Here is an 18920-nt window from a genome sequence, read left to right as displayed (position 1 = left end):
AGCTGCACAATCTCATTGTTAGCATTATTCGCATAATCCGGCAACATCATATCCCTAACCATTTTAGTTCGTAGCCATGTCATAAAGAAAAGGTCCAAAAATAAGTTTGGAAATTTAAGCACCATTTTAAGCATTGGTGGATCAATTGAAACGCCAGCTTTTTGTGTTGCCCTTAGATACGCTTTTAAAGTGAATGTTATTTTGCGTGCTGTCTTTCTAGTTCTGGCTGTTTTTTTGTCAATGATCTTATTCTCAGAATGCAAAAAGCTCAACATGGCAATGTCTGATACGGAATGTGTGATCAGATACGCTTGCATATCTTTTTTAATAACGTAGGGAAGCTTTGCAGTTTTAAATAATTTTGCAAGGTTTTCTATGCGTTCTGTCACTACACCATTAATTTCTCCAAATGCAGTTGCCGCTATAAACTTTGGTAGAAATCGAGCATGCAATACTCCATCTTTAATCTGTCCGCCGAAGCCGGGAAAAGCTGGTAAAAGTCTATCCCCTACGATATCCAGCCACGAAGAAAATCCAATTGAATTACTAGTCATCGTAACTATATTTTTGCTTTGATTATCTTTTAGCGCTAACAACGCTGCTTCGGACCGATCATAACGAACGGTAACGAAAATAAAATCGTATACATCGTCATTTTCGAGCGTATCAATGACATTCACTTGTATCGATCTAACTGTACCATTTTCTATATACTGCAGGCCATTTTCTCTTAATGATTTATATCTATTCGAATGTGCAAACAGGCTAACGTCAAACCCTGCTTCAATAACCTTAATTGCGTACATGCTCCCGATGACACCTGCACCAAAAATTAAAATTCTATCTCGTTTTGCTGACATATAAACCACCCCTACTTATTAATATTCCCTTTTGATTATCCGACAACATGTTGTATGATGTGATTATAAATCTTCATTATTCCTTGATCAACCATCAGTTTTTTATGATTTGTCGGATGATATTCTTATTCACTAATAGGAGGGAAACATGAAAAAGCAACCCCAAATAACGGAGAAAACAAAACAAAAGTTTGTAGAAGTTTTTTGTGAGTTATATAGCCAAAAGCCGATTGAGAAAATTTCGATTCAGGAAATTTCGAATAAGTCAGGATATAACCGCAGCACCTTTTATCAATACTTTACTGACATTTACGAATTGTTAGACTCTGTTGAAAATGACCTATTGAATGAAATGAAAAAAGAATTGGCAAATAAAGAGCTATCGATGGATAAGGTTCAAGATACGCTCTATTGTCTGGATAAAAAAGAACATCTCCTGGTTCTTAATGCCCTTTTGGGTGATTATGGAAGTGCCCGTTTTTTAAAACGCTTAAAAAAAGAAATCACTTTGGATCAATTAGAATTAAACGTTCCGCAAAACCAATCCTTAACACCATACTTCATTGAGTTTTACCTGACAACTGCCCTTTCTTTATTTCGTCTTTGGCTCCAGCGTCAAAAGGATTTATCGTCAGAAGAATTTTTCAAGTTAGTAGAGAACCTATATTCAAAAGGGATTACACCCTATTTTAAAGAGTGAGTCTGTCATTCAAAATAAATCCATATGTTGTATAACAATAAAAAAGCGCGCATAGGCTTGTTTACACAATATACTCCATAAAGACTGACCTACTCTTAATGGTCCGCATTCTGTAAATACAGACTTCTGCAAGTTTTTCTTCAGAGAAATTGCCTCTATTTGTGATACGGTTCACCGCGCTGTCTGTAACGGCAAGTTTTTGAGCCATCCTTTGCGGGAGTGTCAATATTTTTTCAAATACGCAGTCCCGCCGACACGTGCCCACCAGCAAATCCGGTCAACTAATAGCCGAGATATTGGATATATTCCGCCTGACATGTGATGGGGTCCAAGCTAAACAAGCCCGGCACAGTGTTTCGTGCATGGGCTTGTTTTGTTATTTGGGATGAGAACCCCATATTAGGCTTTACGTATGCTAATGGATCAGCTGCCATAAACTTCGAACTCATAAAGAGAATACCAGTCGCCTGTGCCTCGATCTGTCGCATGCATCCTTATATACCTTGCATTTACCGGTTCAAAGTAGATATCGTCTATACCACCGTCTCCATTCGTTGTCATGTATATATCCGTCCAGTTGGTTGCATCGTTCGACACCTGAATCTTATAGCCCTTAGCATGAGCATACTCCCAGTTGAGTTTGACATTGTTGACGCGGGTTTCCTGTCCGAGGTCTACATAGATCCATTGCGGATTTGAATACAGGCTGGCCCATCTTGTCGTTACATTACCATCCACCGCTTTATCGGCCGTTAATGTGGATGTCTCGTTGGAAGAGGATGTTGCCGATTTGTTTAAAGCTAGATTCGGTTTGCCATAAACCTGGAATTCATATAAGGAATAACCATAGAAGGAGTAAGCTCTTTGGGTTCCGTACATTCTTACATACCTTGCATTTACGGCAGTAAAGAATATATCGTCAATCCCCCCGTCTCCATTCGTTGTCGTATACACATCCATCCAGTTGACAGTGTCATTCGATACTTGAATCTTGTAGCCTTTGCCATAGGCAAGCTCCCAATTCAATATAACTCGATTTATGTTATAAGCCTGCCCAAGGTCGATCGTAATCCATTGCGGGTCTGCAAACTGACTGGCCCATCTTGTCGTCACGTTACCGTCAACCGCATTATTCGGAGAAAGAGCTACCTCTTGATTGGAAGATGACGTAGCTGTATTATTTAACGCCAAATTTGTTGTAGTAGCGGATCCGACGCTGTCTCCATATACTTGAAACTCATAAATAGAGTAACCATAGCTCGTGCCCCTCTCTGTTGCGTGCATTCTCACGTATCTTGCCGTTGTAGGCACAAAGCCTATATCGTCTACACCTCCGTTGCCTGTCGTTGTCGAATACACATCGGTCCAATTGACCGCATCATTCGATACTTGAATTTTGTAGCTCTTGCCGTAAGCATACTCCCAGTTAAGTTTAACGCGTTTGATGTTATTAGCTTGCCCGAGATCGACGTAAATCCACTCTGTACTTGAATACTGTTGGCTTGACCACCGTGTACCCGGCAAATTGTCAACAGCTTTAGCAGCGGATAGAGAAGAACTTTGGTTGGATGAGGCTACTGCCGATTTACCGCTTGCAAGATTAACTGGAATGGTATACGTTCCTTTAACAAATTTGTAGATATCTTCATACATCTGTCTCCCGTCATAAACTCCGTTTACACCGTTGTTATTCTTGTTTTTATACAAGTTGTATATCCCAAAAATATCTTGATACCAACCCTTGACCGCTCCCGTCATGTATCCGTATTCTACGCCGGCCTTTAAGTAATTATCGAATCTGTTTTTAAAATCGGGGTCGAACATCGCTCTTTCGTCAAACTCCATTTCGATGCCCTTATTATATGTTTGAGCTTGGGTCGATACATTCGTCATTCTCGAATAATCAGTCTCCGGAACGAAATAGTGATTGGGCTGCTGGATGCTAAAATCGATTGCATAATTATTCCGGTTGTTGCTTTGTCCGGCACCAAAGTATGGAATCCAGGCAAGTTTCAGACCAAGCGTATGAAGATAGTTACCAGAGTTATTAATTGCATTTACTTCACCCGGATTGCCGGGATCAATATCTTCATGGAACCAGTAGAAGCCTTTTAATTCAAGGTTGCTGTATTGGGCTTGATTCCATCTGCTTAATACGGTGTCGATATACCATTTGGTTACCTTCGTCATATTGCTAGGCATCGAATTCAGATTTTCGCTGATTCCGTCGTTATCGACATCTCCGAAATTGGTGATTTCGCTATTAGGATAAGGCAGCATAATATATACTTTGGATTTGTAATTTGTTAGGTTTAGTGTGGTTGCAACTTGCTGGGTTGCTTGGTTGAGGGCATCGAGCTGTTGATTAGAGGTGAAAATGCGGTTTATATACCATTCCCAATCCGCCTTATAGGTCCACTTGGCAGGGTCCGCTGTATCACCAAAATCTCTATAGTCAGATGTGTTGATTCCTAGAAATAGAAATGAATCGAAAAAGGTGTCATCCATCACATTATTACTGTTGTAGTGCGCAACATAGGGCAAAAGCGTATTCTTGTCATACGTGCCGATTTCTCTTCCCTCGTATGTCGTTCGTCCACCGTAATATCCAGTATAAAGCAAGGCCATGTTCTTCACATTCCCAGATGCCGCGGTATTTGGTGGGAAATATCCTGTTGCAGCAGCAGCGGCAAGCGGCTGTTCTAAGTTAGACTGGGGTTGTTGCTCGAGATCAGGATCGGACTTTTCTTGTTGTCCCTGCTGATTAGGAACTTCAAGTAAAGGCTGTTGATCCTCCTGCCCCTGCGAAATCTTCGGCGACCTATCCCCTTCTCCCTTCACTACTGATGGTTGAACAGAAAAAACAATCGATAAGATTAACACAAATGATAACAGCAAGGAACTTCGTCTTGGATACCTCTGACTTCGCTTCATCTTTCATCCCCATTTCTTAGGTTTAAATGAATTTTAACAAGTCTGGTACATGGTCTTGATCCGAGTGTCCATTTTATCCAAGCTCCAAACGGCCCCTTTACGACTAATTCTATGAGGCAATTTTATGCTTGAAAATAGATATCTGTTTACTTTCATATACACCTTTTTACAAATCAAAAAATGAACCGATGCACCTTTCTCTTGTTTCTTCGAAATGTGACCTACGCACATATATTCAAACCCATACGCCGCAAGGAATTCCAAAAAAAACTTGCCCTTATTTGTGGTACGGTTCTCCGAGATTGATCTTAAACCTCCTACCCATTAGCTTAATGAACCACTCCATTTATTAACAATTATATTGCATATTCCACAAAGAAAAATCTAATGCCATTTTTTTGCGCTATTTTAATCAAATCGGAGCTAACTTTAGAAGAATTAAATAATTTTTATTCAAAGTATCGCGAGAATGAGTGGAGCTACGTAGTTGAAAAGCAAGTGAGTAATAACATTACCTTTATTGAACATCGTGATTTGAAATTCAAAGCATTGAAAGCAGAGGAACAACTAATCAGCTATTATATTGTTTATACTTGGGGCAGTAGTGACTATCCATTAAGTGACCTTGGTATACAAGTGCATTAACACTCAAAGCTAGCAAAATATTTTTTTAGTATTAAACAAAAGGTGGGAAGAAGAAATGCATTGGAAAAAGTATTTTATTCTATTGCTACCAACGATATTAATTGGGCTATTTTTATTTTACATTCTTCCAGCAATCCAGAGACCTTATGTTTTAATAGTTCCTATGGTATTTTGGTTGATCTATTACTTTTGGATATATATTGAAAGAAAACAAAAGAATAAATGATAAAGCGCTCATTCATTAAAAAACGGCAGCCTAGGACTTTGTTTCACTCGTCCAGGGCTGCCTCTTTTTTTAGACAAGTCAATTACAGTACCTACTTCCAAAAATCCGACCCAGCAAAAACAAACTTTTTATCCAGCGCTTCTCCCCCATCCTCAAAGCAATCTGCCCAAGGAACACGCTTCTTACTTAGGAGCGCAGCATCCTTCACCGCATATTCCTGATATCTTACAGTTTGCTCATTCGCTGAGTTATTCCAGTTGTCCCAGCCCAAAGGATGAATATGCGAACCCATCTGACAACCCACAAATACAGTCTTAGCGTACTCACGCCAAGGACGTCCTAGATACACCGGAGCAATATCAGGGTCGGCTGTTAAGAAGCAATTTTTAAAAATAAAACCATGTGACTGTCTCTCGGGTGTGGAGGCAGCTGTTATATACCCTGTATTGTTTTCATAATGACGTAAACTGCGGATTTCACATTGATCAAAATAAGCCGTTGCACCGCCAAAAATAAAATCAATCGTTCCTTCTATATAGCAATGCTGATAAAACTGATGATACTGGGCATGATGTTCTCTCAGCGGAACGCCTCCGAATGCCCCTCGCTCTCGTGGAGTAGGTGGCAAAGGCCCTGTGAACAACGTGTCTTGATGCCCTTTAAAGGTACAATGTCTGAACACAGTTCGGTCACAATGCGCATAAACGGCTACCGCCTGACCAATATGTTCTCCCTGCCCAGCACTATTAGAAATCACCAGGTTCTCTAAGACCAGGTCGGTACCTCCCAGAAATAACGTTGGTGTAGCAAACGTATTGATTTCTTCACCCGCTTCATCACGCTCTTTGGCATAATGATTCATGGTTATTTCCACGAGGCCAATCCCTATAATCGTTAAATAAGAGCGATAAATCCTAACTGTCTCATTATAGATGCCTGACAAAATATAAAGCGTATCTGCTTGGCCCGATGGCTCGCACTCTAGCGAATCTATCGCCTCTTGAATCGTGTGATAGTCACAAAAGGATTCTTTGCCTACTACTAGCATCGTTGGTTCAGTTCCCTTCTATGGATTTTAGAGATGCTTCGCCAAAAATTGCTGCCATAGAGTCCGCATTTCCAAGGTCTCCATATGCCCACCACTAGAAATGACAGGTTGCCAATGTTCTGATTTCCCTGCCGTTTGATAAGCTTCGGACAGCCCCCTATCCAAGAGTGCTACTCCTTCAGTGGGACATAGCCGATCATTTCTGCCTACTAGGCTCATTCGCGGGCGGGGAACGATCCGCTTTTGAATATCGAGCGTTGTGAAATGCTTCAATAACCCGGGCACATAAGAATAGTAACCATGGTGATCTAGTCCTCTTACAGCAATTAGGGTATGTGCATCTACTTGACCACAAATATCGACAATCACCCCGACTCGTTCGTCTAATGCAGCCAGCCACCATGCCATCAAACCACCCATGGACATACCGATTGTTGCGATTCGTGACGTATCAATATCCTCACGTTGGCACATGTAATCTAGCATACGAATATTGTCATATAGCATCATGCCCCACATGACCTGCCCCTGCCACAGCATTTCCTTCACTAACTCACTCTCAGTTCTGCCACCACGCTCATTAAATCCCCACATGTCGATACAGCAAGCAGCGTAACCCATCTCTGTTAAGACTTTAGCAAAAGAGGGCTGTTGCAAATAGGAACTACTCCGAACAAACTCGTTACGTCCATTCGCGTAATTCCCTCCATGAGAATGATTAAAGACAACTAGTGGAAACGGCCCTTCCTTATCCAAAGGGATTGCTACATAAGCAGGCACTTGTTCAATTCCATTAAGATCCAGTAAAAGAGATTTCAGACTATATCCGTCCCGCTCCTCTTGGTTCATCACAGTTACGGCAATCGGCTTATCCAACGGAAGATCGCCCAACAGTTCCTTCAGTTTATCACGATCCATGGTTCCCTCCCTTACGGACACACATTCTGTTCTGTGGGCGAAACTGTAACTTGTTCTACTAGTTTTTCAGGCTTGCTCGTGTTCTTCGAATGACAATTCATGATCTCTATCGCTTCGCCATTTTCAATATAAAAAGCAGGCCCTTCATGATTCTCGATGCTCACCTGATGAAATTGCACATCCCTTGCATTGCCCAGAAAAAATCCGCGATTGTTCATATTCTCGATCCCTGTCATCATATCCGGATGCCCGGGAACTGCATTGCGTGCCATGGAGATATCAATATTTGTAAAAGTAATCTCCGATACATACTGCTCTGCAAGTCCATATAAGAATCCCGCAGATGCATGTACATTACGTGCGGTAATATTGGCGAAATGAATTCGTCTAAAGCATGGCGTTTCATCTGTAATCGGATAAGGGTTTTTGTCCCACACATACTTCTCTTTCCCGCGAGGTCCACAGAAATAGTATAGATTTAGTGTGAACGGACAAATGACGTCTTCCATTACAATATTACTGATCCGAATATCTTCAATCGTCCCTCCTCGTCCACGTCTTGATTTCATTCGTATGCCACGATCGGTTTGTTTGAATACACAGTTACTAATGGTTACATTACGAATATCTCCGCTCATTTCACTTCCGAGTACAACTCCCCCATGTCCATGAACCATGGTACAATTGGTGATCGTAATATTCTCGCATGGAATGCGCTCTTTCGTATCTTCAGTTCCCGCTTTGATAGCAATGCAGTCATCACCTACATCAATATTACAGTTACTAATCCGAACATTCGTACAAGATTCTGGATTAATACCATCTGTATTCGGAGAATCAGCCGGGTTCAAAATAGACAGATTATCAATCGTCACATTGTAGCAGCCCACAGGATTAACGGTCCAGCTTGGAGAATTCACTAGCGAGACATCCTTAATCGTTACCCGCTGACAGCTATCAAATCCAATCAAAGTCGGACGGGGGTACTTGAGCTCTTCAGGGCGGTTCCGAAATACATCCCACCATGCTTTGCCATTACCATTAATAGTTCCATTTCCGGTGATCGATATATTGACTAAACCTTTGCCATGAATACAAGGCGTATGAACCTGCTGCTTCACCCCTTCCCATCTGCATTCCACCGCAGGATAATTCACCGAATTCGTACTGAATGAAAGAATCGCTCCTGGATTTAAATTTAATTCAATATTGCTTTTCATAACAATCGCACCCGTATAGAAAGTACCTGCTGGCACATAAACGGTTCCTCCACCAGCCTCACTTGCCGCTTCAATCGCATGCGCAATCGCCTCTGTCGCTAACATCCCGCTATTCTTAAGCGCCCCAAAATCCTCAATATTATATACGGACATTTTATAGCACTCCTATTCTATATCAGATCCAGCCTCTTAATTGTTCGTACTCCACACAGGCTTGCAAGAAAGCACCGACACCCTTTTGGTCGTTAGTAACAATAGGCTCACTAATGTAATAAGCGAACGTGCCGTCGCGTTGATCTGCTCCACCTAACCCTGCTACTTGGCAATTCTTATTTAAATTGACCCATCCTTCTTTGGTCTCAAGAACAAACTCTGAGATAAGTCCTTGGAAGGCGAGATCTAACGGTTCGTACCAACTAGCCTCTAATACGCCTAATCGAATACCTTTTGCCATAGCATACACAATCATGCTAGAAGCGGAAGCCTCTAAGTAATTCCCTTTGCGTTGCCCCAGATTCACTACTTGATACCAGACGCCAGATTCAGGATCCTGATATTTCTTTACAGCTGATAAAGTATCGTTTAGAATACGCACCAGCTCTGAATAATCGGAATGCTCACTCGGCAATAACTCTAGAACATCTACTAAAGCCATAAGATACCAGCCAAGTGAACGCGCCCAAAAGTTTGGAGAGCATCCTGTCTCGCGGTCACACCAAGGTTGAAGACGCTGTTCATCCCATGCATGATATAACAGACCTGTTTCCGAATCCTTCGTATGCTTCTCACACAAGATAAATTGTTTCGTAACATCTTCAAGCCCCTGCCCTTCTTCAAAAGCTAGCAAGTAGGCTAAATAGAAAGGCGCGCCCATATAAAGACCATCTAACCAGATTTGATAGGGATAAATATTTTTATGCCAAAAAGCACCTTCCGAGGTTCGCGGATGTGTCTCTAGCTGCTTTCTAAATAAGGTAGCCGCTTGTTTATATTTTTCCTGCTTGGTTTCTTTATATAGCGTAAATAATAATTTCCCGTTGTTAATGTGATCGATATTGTATTCATCTAGTCGATAACCCTTAACGCTGCCATCCTCCTGAATAAAGTTATCCATCTGATCTTGAATGAATTGCAGATACTTCGCATCACCGGTTTGCTTCCAAAGCCATTCAAATCCATTCAATACGACACCATAGTCATACGTCCAGCTTCCGTTGTAGCCTTTATCTTCATAGAGCTTTGGTGTCCTCGCCATGATTGAGTCTGCTGTGCGGATTGCCCAATGTGATCTCTTCATCCCAACCCCCTGATTATCATTAAATTTAAGAACTACCTTCTCCCACAAAATAATAGGACTTGATTCTCAGTCCCAGAGAATCAAGTCATTGTCTAGTAAGAATTCAATCGAATCACCCTTGGATTAAGCTCTCCATCTCAACACAAGCCATCACCAACGCGCCTACGCCATGTAAATCATTTTTAACTTTAGGTCTAGTGACGTAACTCTCGTAATCCCCAGCCGAAGTACCGATACAGATGTCCGGCAAAATCAACCTATCCTGCTCATCCCACTGAATGATTTGGATTAACCCTTCATACCCTTTTTTAGCCGCGGCTGTAGCGACTTCCACATCACTTACAATGCCATGCTTCACTGCTTTGGCAATTGTGTAGACGAATAAACATGAACCTGAGGCCTCCAGCCAATTATCCGGCTCATGCCCCTTATCTACGACCTGATACCAAAGTCCACTTACCGGATCTTGATAACGAATAAGGGCATCAACAAAATCACGTAAAGTAGAAGATAATTCAGCTCGGGCTGGGTCTTGGACGGCCAACAGATCAAGAAATTGCGACAATGCGAGACCATACCAGCCCAGCGATCTGCTCCAAAATTCCGGTGAGCACCCTGTCTCCGGGTTTGACCATGGCATCCGGCGGCTCTCGTCCCAAGCATGATACAATAACCCGGTTGTCTCATCTTTCATGTACTTACGCATTAACATCTCTTGATGGAGAACTGTATCACGCAAGCTAGGATCGCCATAGACATTAGCATATTTTAACGAGAATACGCCTGCCATATAAAGCCCATCTAACCACATTTGGTTAGCATATTTATCCTTATGCCAATACCCACCTTCAGAGGTTTTGTTTAACGTAAGCAATAAATTCCTCAGCTTCTCCGCAGCAATGCGATACTTGAGTTTACCTGTCCGTTTATGAAGATTAAACAGTAGTTGTCCAGCTTGAACAGCATCCAGCTCATCGCGGGCGAAATAAAAGTTACCATATTCATCTACCAAATCATCCACGTATTCCTGAATATAGTTAATATAGCGGTCTTCTTGATAAGCACTCCACAAAAGCTCCATCCCACACAGAAATACACCTTGATGGTAATGCCAACGATGTGCTGGAGGAAGCTCTCCCGCTCTATAAGTATCCATTAAAGAATCGCATGCCTTTTTTGCCCAATCCATTGGTGTTGTTGGTATCCTGCCAGTCATCTCCAAGCTCCTTCCAAAGAATAATCTCTCTCTTCCTCTTATTAGCCCTTCATAGAACCTAACATGGCACCTTTGGCAAAATGCTTCTGTATGAATGGATATACACAAACTATTGGTAAAGTAGCAACAACGATAACAGCCATTTTAATTGTTTGGTCTGGCGGTGGAACAGTTGTATCCAGTGTAGAGCTGTGATCCATACCGCTGGCAAGGACAACAATTTGTCTGAGCAGAACCTGTATTGGCCACTTCGAACTATCATCCAAATACAGAATCGCATTCATGTAAGTATTCCAATACGTAACCGCATAGAACAATCCGATAGTCGCTAACGCAGGTAAGGATAATGGCAATACAATTCGAAATAATATTCCGAAGTCGTTGCAACCATCAATTTTGGCCGACTCCTCCAAACCTTCAGGTATATTCTGGAAAAAATTTCTCAAAATGATCATGTTAAACGCACTAATTGCTGAAGGAAGAATAAGCGCTGCATAACTGTCTATTAGTCCCAATTCCTTTACCACGAGGAAGGTTGGGATCATTCCACCATGAAAGAGCATCGTGAACACAACCATAAAGTTAACCACTTTACGTCCGTCCAGATCTCTTCTGGTAAGAGCGTAGGCCATCAAAGAAGTTATAAACAAACTAAGGAAAGTACCGACTGCCGTAACACCAATGGAAACACCCATGGCTTTAAATATTGTATTCGTTGAAAAGATGAACTTGTATGCTTCCAGACTCCATACCTTTGGGATCAGTACAAACTTACTAGAAGCTAGTTCTGCACTCGTTGTGAAAGAGCCTGCTACAACGTGAACAAGGGGGAGCACAGTTATTAAAGCAATGATCGCAAGCAGCGTGAAGTTTATAGCAGAAAAAATTCTGCCACTGATTGTTTTATCTTCTACCATTTCTATTCCTCCCACAACATATCAATAAACGCCTTCTTCTCCCATTTTCTTAGATGCTTTATTCACCAACATAACCATGATCAAGCCGACAATTGATTTGAAGAATCCAATGGCTGTACTGTAACTAAACTGCCCCTGTCTCAGACCAGCAGTATATACATACGTATCGATAATTTCCGCAACTTCTCGATTCATGGAGTTAAGCAGCAGAAACACATGTTCAAATCCAAGATCCAGAACGGAACCAATTTTCAAAATAAATAATGTGATAATTACGCCTCTAATCGCTGGAAGTGTAATATGCCAGACTTGTCTGAGTCGTCCAGCTCCATCCATACGTGATGCTTCGTAAAGTCCTGGATCAATGGCAGCTATGGAAGCTAAATAAATAATCGTTCCCCAGCCTGCTTCTCTCCAAATCACCTGAATAATATACATGGGCCTGAACCATCCAGGATTCAGCAGGAAATTAATTTTTTCAAATCCGAAATAGGAAAGTAGCTCGTTGATAATTCCTCCATCCATCGTAACCATTACAAAAGAAATGGAGACGATGATAACCAACGACAGAAAATGGGGCAAATAGAAGATCGTCTGAAAGGTTCTTTTGAAAAAGCTGCCTTGAAGTTCATTCAACATCAGGGCAAGAATAATCGGCATTGGAAAATAGATAAGAATGTTTAATCCGAAAAGCACAAGTGTGTTCACTAAAATATTTAAGAAATCCGGCTCTGTGAACAACCTGCTGAAATGCTTCATTCCTACCCAGTTACTGCCTGTTATTCCTTGATAAGGTTTGTAATCTTGAAAGGCGATAATTAGTCCGTACATAGGAAAATATTTAAAAATAATAAAATATAGCACTCCCGGTGTTAGCATGACGTAGAGCCATTTATTTCTCCACAGACGCTTTTTAAGTTCACTGCTGCTCTTGTAAGTCTCACGCTTTATTTGTGGAGCTGGACTGGGCTGTGCGGTGAGTTCCTGCATGATTCTCTTCCTTTCTCCTTCTTTATTCAAACTCTTTATTTCTCCATGTGACTATGAAGAGAAAAGGTTGTTGAAACAAAATCAACAACCTTTTCAGCTAGGTTTTATTTCTTATACAATGCGTTGTACTCATCAATAATCTTAGCTCCACCACGGTTCTTCCAGTTCTCAACTTCTTTTTCGAACCCTGCTTTGTCGATCTGTCCATAGATATATTTATAAGTTGCATCGGTAATAATCTGTTGAAGCTCAACACCTTTTTCTGTGTACGTAGCCGAATCCATCGCAGCTGTTGGATCTGGTACCCCCACCTTGACATTCTCAAGAACCAATTGATCCGCATGAATTCTTCCTGGCAGCGTGTTATAGTTCTCGTACATTCCATTGGTTTCAGCTTCGCCGATAACGCTGTCCTTATATCCTTTTACTTCACGTTCAATCAATTCTTTGTCATCTGTAGCTTTCGCTTTACCGTCTTCAACGGTATAGTGAGTACCCTCGATTCCCCAATACATCAAATTAGCTACTTCTGGGGTCATCATTTGATCAAAGAAAGCAAGAATCTTCTTGAGTTCTGCCTCATCCTTCACAGCAGATTTTGGGAACAAGACAACATTGTTATAGCCTGGAATCATCCATTGAGCATACTTTCCATCTGGACTTGCAACCATACTATGCGCATCCAAAACAGCATCAGGGTTATTCTTAATAGTATCTTTATTGAGGGAATCAATATCTTGCATGGAGCCCCCAATATACAGTCCACCCTTTCCAGCCTTAAACATATTTACAGCATCTGTTTTACTGGTAGCAGCGAAATCTTGATTAATGTATCCGCCATCACGAGCTTTTTTGAAGAAGTCCATCGTGTCGAAATATTCATCGAATGTAAATTCAGGCGCTAATTCTCCATCCTTCTCTCCCCAGGTGTTCGGTGTTCCGAACCAAGAAGAGACAGTTTTGAAAGCTCCATAGGTCAACTCATTACGGTCAATAATACCTGTAGTATCTTTCTGTCCATTACCGTCTGGATCTTGTTCCGTGAAGGCCTTAGCCATTTCGAATAATTCATCAACATTTGCTGGTGCAGCAAGTCCTAATTTATCAGCCCAGTCTTTTCTGTAAATGATACCTTGACGTGCTAGAGGGCGGCCGATATATAAGGTGTACAGCTTGCCGTCCACTTTCGTGTTATTCAGAATTTCTGGTTTCAATTTACTCAAATTAGGAAACTCGCTTAATAGCGGACCTATTTCCCAGAATTGTCCGTCTTTTATCGCTTCTTTCATCTGAATGAAGGTTGTCTGATTCTTCAAGTACGTCACTTGCGGCAGTGAGCCGGTTGCAAAAGATGAATTAAGTTTTTCTTCATAAGTATCAGCCGGGAAAAATTGATAGGTCAGCTTCGTGTTGGTCAATTTTTCAAGTTCAAGCTTAATCGTATCAGGCGGGGTCTCTGGAATATTTAATGGAAGCATAATCTTAATTTCTGTTGGTCCTGCTTTCACTTCTTCTTTAGGTGCTTCTGTCTCAACCGGCTTAGCAGTGCTCTCACCACTTGCAGTTTCAGAACTTGCTTGATTGTTGTTGTTACCACCACATCCAGCTAACAATGTGCTGAACGCTAACAGTGCCGTCAACAACATGGTGAAGGATTTCTTCTTCATACCATTTTGACCTCCATAATTTGTATTGGTTACGAGTTCCACGTTACATCGTCGGCAAGGTTACGAAAACAATCATTTCCCCATAAAGCCCCGTTCTTAAAGGGATCTGATCAAATGATTATGGTGATAACACAAAAAAATCCACCGCGTCATCCGCAGTGGATCAAAGATTATCTAACCTATTTACTTTTCTATCCCAAGCTCAGCCTCACCATATTCCTTAATAATCTGATCTCCTCCGCTAGCTCTCCATTTCTCAACTTCCTTCTGGAATCCCTCAGCGGTTATATTGCCTAGTATGTAATTGTACGTAGCATCCACAATGATTGTAGACAATTCCACATTTTTCTCATCATAGGTGGATGAGCTTAAAGACACGGTCGGATCGTCGACCAGAAAAGATTCATTATCTTTACTTAGCTGATCTGCAAGTGAGGTCAATTGCTCCTTCTGAGCCACCTCCATAATGTTCTTATTACTAATATCTGCAATCATCAAAGAATATAACGGATTTACTTCTTGCACCCGCAGTTCTGAGGTTTCCTCGGGAAGAATGATTTTCCCTCCCTCAAGCTTATAATGGCGCCCTTCAAACCCATACATCATTATATTCGCTACATCTTTATCCATGGTTCGATCAAAGAATTCGAGTACCTCGCGGAGTTCATCCTCCGTAGCAATGGCTTTTTTGGAGAAGAGATAGAGTCCATTATAATTGGGTATCGACCACACCTTATATCCTACTGGCCCTTCGATCCGATTGATTAACGTAAGTTCTGCCTTTGGATTCAAATTCTGAGCTTCAATAGACAGCCGCTTTACATCTGTCATACTGCCAATAAATACACCAGCAATACCATTAATGAACTTATCACGTTGTACTTCTTTGCTCGTTAAGGCGAAATCCTGATTAATAATTTTCTCATCATATAATTTCTTCATGAAATTCATGGTGTTCATATACTCAGCGGTCACAAATTCAGGAACGAATTGATGATTCTCTAGTTTCCAATTATTCGGGGTGCCAAAATACGAACTTAATGTCTTGAATACCCCATACACAAGATCATTTCGATCGACTAATCCGAAGGTATCCTGTTTGCCATTCTGATCTGGATCGTTGTATGTAAATTGCCTCATAACTTCATACAGTTCATCCAGTGTTTGTGGATTACTTAGATGGAGATTGTCGAGCCAATCCTTACGAATAATGACCCCCTGTCTGGAAGAGGGGCGTTCCGTATATAGGCCATAGATCTTACTATCTACAGAAGTCTGCTTAAGAATAGCGGGGTTCAGTTGTTTAAGATTGGAGAACTCCTGAAGATAGGGGCCGATCTCCCAAAAGGCATCCGAACGAATAGCATTTTTCACCAGATTGTAGTCTGAGAATTTTACAAATGTGACCTTTCCCAGGGAATTGGTCGTAAGCGCCGTGTTCATCTTATCCGTGTAGACCCCCTCTGGAACCCACCTTATATCGAGCTTCACACCTGTCAGTCTTTCGATCTCTGCCATAATTTCTTTCGAAGGCTGTTGTGGAAAATGAAGGGGTGCCAAAATTGAGATGCTCGTGGGAGATACTACTGGGCCGGCTTCGGCAGATTCCTTATCGTTGCAAGCGCTTAAAAAAGAGAAGACGAGCATGGTAAATAAGCAGAAATACAGCGTTGCCCTTTTACCCATAGATACTTTAGACATTTCTGTGGCCTCCTAGGTATTGTAAGGATTATCACTCTATATCTTGAAAATTTTACAATTTATAAGCATAATTAGAGCTAATGATTATCACAGAACGAGATGATTATTGTTATTTCATACCAAGTTACATACACTTAGATCAAGTGTCTACTTCTACATAAGTAAAGGTGCTGAGTCCCGTGAGACCATTAAGCTTTCTAAGTAAGCTAACGATGTTTGCCTTTGTAATTAGCACGCTGCCTGTATTGTTCATCGGTTCTTTTTCATATTTCACATCTTCAAAAGAAATTCAAAAAAACGTTAACAACAGCAAAATGGAATTAATCTTACAAATCACCTCAAATGTAGAACATAAGTTAACAACTGTCAATCAAACATTAAACCAAGTGATCAATTCTAGTGTATTAAAGAAAGCACTAAACAACCCTTTAAATGAAACCGATTTCATTTTATACAATGATTTAAGAAACGAAATTCGCAATATGCAGTCCTTCGATACGAAGCTGGAAGATGTCATCTTATTAAATCAGCAGCAAAATTGGATGATCAAAAATTCTGGTGTTTATCGCTTAAATGAGTACAAGGACCATGCGCAGCTCACCAACCTGATGAATATTGCCGAAGATACCTCGTGGATCCTGAACCCGTCCTCCATATTTTACAGTGAGGAAAGCATTAACGTCACAGGCTGTAACTACAGCATTAGTCTTATCAAGAAACTCCCAACCAATAAGCTGCAAAAATATGGGCTTGCCTTAGCTAATATTCCTGTCTGCAGTCTTCAGGATTTCATTAACTCGGATGTACAGCCACTCGATGATATTATCGTTCTGGATAAGACAGGTCGATTCCTGCTCCATCCGGACCGCAACTTGATCGGGAAACCAATGAAAGAAGGCGGATTTACAGAAGATTCATTCATTACTAATCCATCTAAACTTTCAGGTCAGTTTAAGACCAGGATCCACAAGAAGGATTACTCCGTCACTTACATGCGCTCTCAGATGAATGGCTGGGTCTATCTTTCGGTCACATCCATGGAAAGTTTAACGAAAGAATCCAAAAAAATTAGCCTGTTTACGATATTCGTGTGTAGCTTTATGCTTCTATTGTCTATTCTCTTGGCATGGATCGGTTCAAGACGGATGTACACTCCCATTGAAAGACTACTCAATCAAATGGGCCAACGCAAACCGGACATTAAATCCAGACACACGAATGAATTTCAGATTATTGGAGAACAAGTTCATTCTTTATTCCAATCCAAATCACAGCTGGAAAAAGAAGTCCGTCAGCATATTCAACAGGTGCGTACCTTCTTCCTAATCAATGCTTTCCATGGCAACGTTAAGAAGCGCGATCTGCATGAAGAGCTGGAACAATTCGGCTACCATAAGCAGCTCGAAGAATGGAAGACGATGGCTGTGATTACGTTGTCGATTGATTTTGCCGATGATTCCAGCTATGAGAAAAAAGATCTTAATCTCTTATTATTCGCTGCCCACAATATAATCGAAGAGTTAGTCTGCCCTGAACAACGACTGGCACCAGTAATTATGGATCATGCAGTAGTCGTCTTATTGGGGAGTCCAGACAGTGATACCAAGTCTTTTCACAAGACATTATATTCATTAACGGAGAAGCTGCAGCAGGAAATAAACAACTACCTAAAGCTTCAGGTGAGCATTGGTCTGAGCCTTCCCTTCAACACCTTCGATAAATTATCCACGGCTTACAGAGAGGGACTCGAAGCACTGAAGCATCGGATCAAACTTGGTAAAGGTGTCATTATCCAGTATGAAAATATTAACTCTGGCAAGCACTATCTGAATTTGAACTACCCTACTCATAAAGAAAATGACTTACTGGACGCTATCAAATTAGCTGAAACAGATAAAGCAAAAGAACTCATTCATTTGCTCTTCAAATCTATCTTTGCTCATGAGCTTTCACCACAGGAATACCAGATCCCGTTGACGCGCTTACTCAATAATTTACTCATTATGATGCAGGAATCCGGTATTAGCTTAAATCAAATTTATCATGCTAATGGTTCCATATTTGAGGAGCTGCATGACCTCCATACTGTAACGGAGATTGAAGATTGGTTCTGGAGCATGGTCATTTATCCGATGATCAAGATTTTTAACAGCAGACAAAATGCTCAATACCACAACATCTCAGAGAAGATCATCGATTTGATACAACATGATTACGATACAGACCTTACTTTAGAAGAATGTGCTTCACGTCTGCATTATAATGCCAACTATATCAGCAGCGTCTTCCGTAAGGAGACTCAGTACTATTTCAGCGAATATTTAACGATGTACCGATTTAAAATGGCGAAAAAATGGCTGAAGGAAACTGATATGCCCATTAAAGATATTGCAGCCAAATTAAGATATAACAACTCTCAGAACTTCATTCGCTCTTTCCGTAAGCAGGAGGGTATGACACCCGGACAATACCGGGATCACAACGCTGGCACAAAACTTAAATCCACCTTTGACGAATCAATGTAAAAAGAGAGAACTATTGTTCAGGTGGAATCAAAAAAAAGAGTCTCTCTTTTTTTCTA

14 protein-coding genes are annotated in these 18920 nt (G+C 41.1%); 3 read left to right on the top strand and 11 right to left on the bottom strand.

Features of this window, described 5'->3' with window-relative positions:
• The coding region (locus NYE25_RS30835) for a ketopantoate reductase family protein (protein ID WP_341147656.1) at window positions 1-860 on the bottom strand (860 nt) is incomplete at its 3' end.
• A gap of 148 nt (window positions 861-1008) precedes the next feature.
• Here NYE25_RS30835 and NYE25_RS30830 point away from each other — a divergent pair.
• Window positions 1009-1560: a TetR/AcrR family transcriptional regulator gene (locus NYE25_RS30830; protein WP_076301174.1), complete on the top strand. Its 552-nt coding sequence runs from the start codon at window positions 1009-1011 to the stop codon at window positions 1558-1560.
• Window positions 1561-1983: 423 nt separating this feature from the next.
• Here the strand turns inward: NYE25_RS30830 and NYE25_RS30825 are convergent, their stop codons facing one another.
• On the bottom strand, window positions 1984-4494 hold the full coding sequence (locus NYE25_RS30825; protein ID WP_076300827.1) for a DUF4855 domain-containing protein: 2511 nt from the start codon (window positions 4492-4494) through the stop codon (window positions 1984-1986).
• Between the two features lie 387 nt (window positions 4495-4881).
• On the opposite strand from NYE25_RS30825, the gene NYE25_RS30820 reads away from it, so the two are divergent.
• A complete protein-coding gene (locus NYE25_RS30820) occupies window positions 4882-5139 on the top strand; it encodes a hypothetical protein (protein WP_341061673.1) in 258 nt (85 codons plus the stop codon).
• Window positions 5140-5456: 317 nt separating this feature from the next.
• Here NYE25_RS30820 and NYE25_RS30815 read toward each other — a convergent pair whose 3' ends face one another.
• The 9 genes from NYE25_RS30815 to NYE25_RS30775 form a co-directional block, all read right to left on the bottom strand.
• Complete coding sequence (locus NYE25_RS30815; protein WP_341147655.1) at window positions 5457-6413, bottom strand: pectinesterase family protein; 957 nt, start codon at window positions 6411-6413, stop codon at window positions 5457-5459.
• Between the two features lie 27 nt (window positions 6414-6440).
• Window positions 6441-7331: a dienelactone hydrolase family protein gene (locus NYE25_RS30810; protein ID WP_341061671.1), complete on the bottom strand. Its 891-nt coding sequence runs from the start codon at window positions 7329-7331 to the stop codon at window positions 6441-6443.
• Between the two features lie 11 nt (window positions 7332-7342).
• Window positions 7343-8704, bottom strand: coding sequence for a glycoside hydrolase family 28 protein (locus NYE25_RS30805; protein WP_341147654.1), 1362 nt, complete (start codon window positions 8702-8704; stop codon window positions 7343-7345).
• 22 nt (window positions 8705-8726) lie between these two features.
• A complete protein-coding gene (locus NYE25_RS30800) occupies window positions 8727-9848 on the bottom strand; it encodes a glycoside hydrolase family 88/105 protein (protein WP_042186653.1) in 1122 nt (373 codons plus the stop codon).
• A gap of 112 nt (window positions 9849-9960) precedes the next feature.
• Window positions 9961-11064 (bottom strand): glycoside hydrolase family 88/105 protein, encoded by a 1104-nt coding sequence (locus NYE25_RS30795; RefSeq protein ID WP_042186651.1) that lies wholly within the window; start codon window positions 11062-11064, stop codon window positions 9961-9963.
• Window positions 11065-11105: 41 nt separating this feature from the next.
• On the bottom strand, window positions 11106-11981 hold the full coding sequence (locus NYE25_RS30790) for a carbohydrate ABC transporter permease (protein WP_042186649.1): 876 nt from the start codon (window positions 11979-11981) through the stop codon (window positions 11106-11108).
• 21 nt (window positions 11982-12002) lie between these two features.
• Window positions 12003-12971, bottom strand: a complete 969-nt coding sequence (locus tag NYE25_RS30785) for an ABC transporter permease (RefSeq protein ID WP_042186647.1) — start codon at window positions 12969-12971, stop codon at window positions 12003-12005.
• 104 nt (window positions 12972-13075) lie between these two features.
• Window positions 13076-14638 carry an extracellular solute-binding protein gene (locus NYE25_RS30780; protein WP_341147653.1) on the bottom strand — a complete coding sequence of 521 codons (1563 nt, stop codon included), beginning with the start codon at window positions 14636-14638 and terminating at the stop codon, window positions 13076-13078.
• A 183-nt stretch (window positions 14639-14821) separates the two neighbouring features.
• A complete protein-coding gene (locus NYE25_RS30775) occupies window positions 14822-16339 on the bottom strand; it encodes an extracellular solute-binding protein (protein ID WP_341147652.1) in 1518 nt (505 codons plus the stop codon).
• Between the two features lie 179 nt (window positions 16340-16518).
• Between NYE25_RS30775 and NYE25_RS30770 the strand changes: the two genes are divergently transcribed.
• Window positions 16519-18864, top strand: coding sequence for a helix-turn-helix domain-containing protein (locus NYE25_RS30770; RefSeq protein ID WP_341147651.1), 2346 nt, complete (start codon window positions 16519-16521; stop codon window positions 18862-18864).
• The last annotated feature ends 56 nt before the right edge of the window (window positions 18865-18920 follow it).

Source organism: Paenibacillus sp. FSL E2-8871 (assembly GCF_038000345.1).
Classification (GTDB): domain Bacteria; phylum Bacillota; class Bacilli; order Paenibacillales; family Paenibacillaceae; genus Paenibacillus_AQ.
This window is presented reverse-complemented; position numbering and strand designations above follow the sequence as displayed.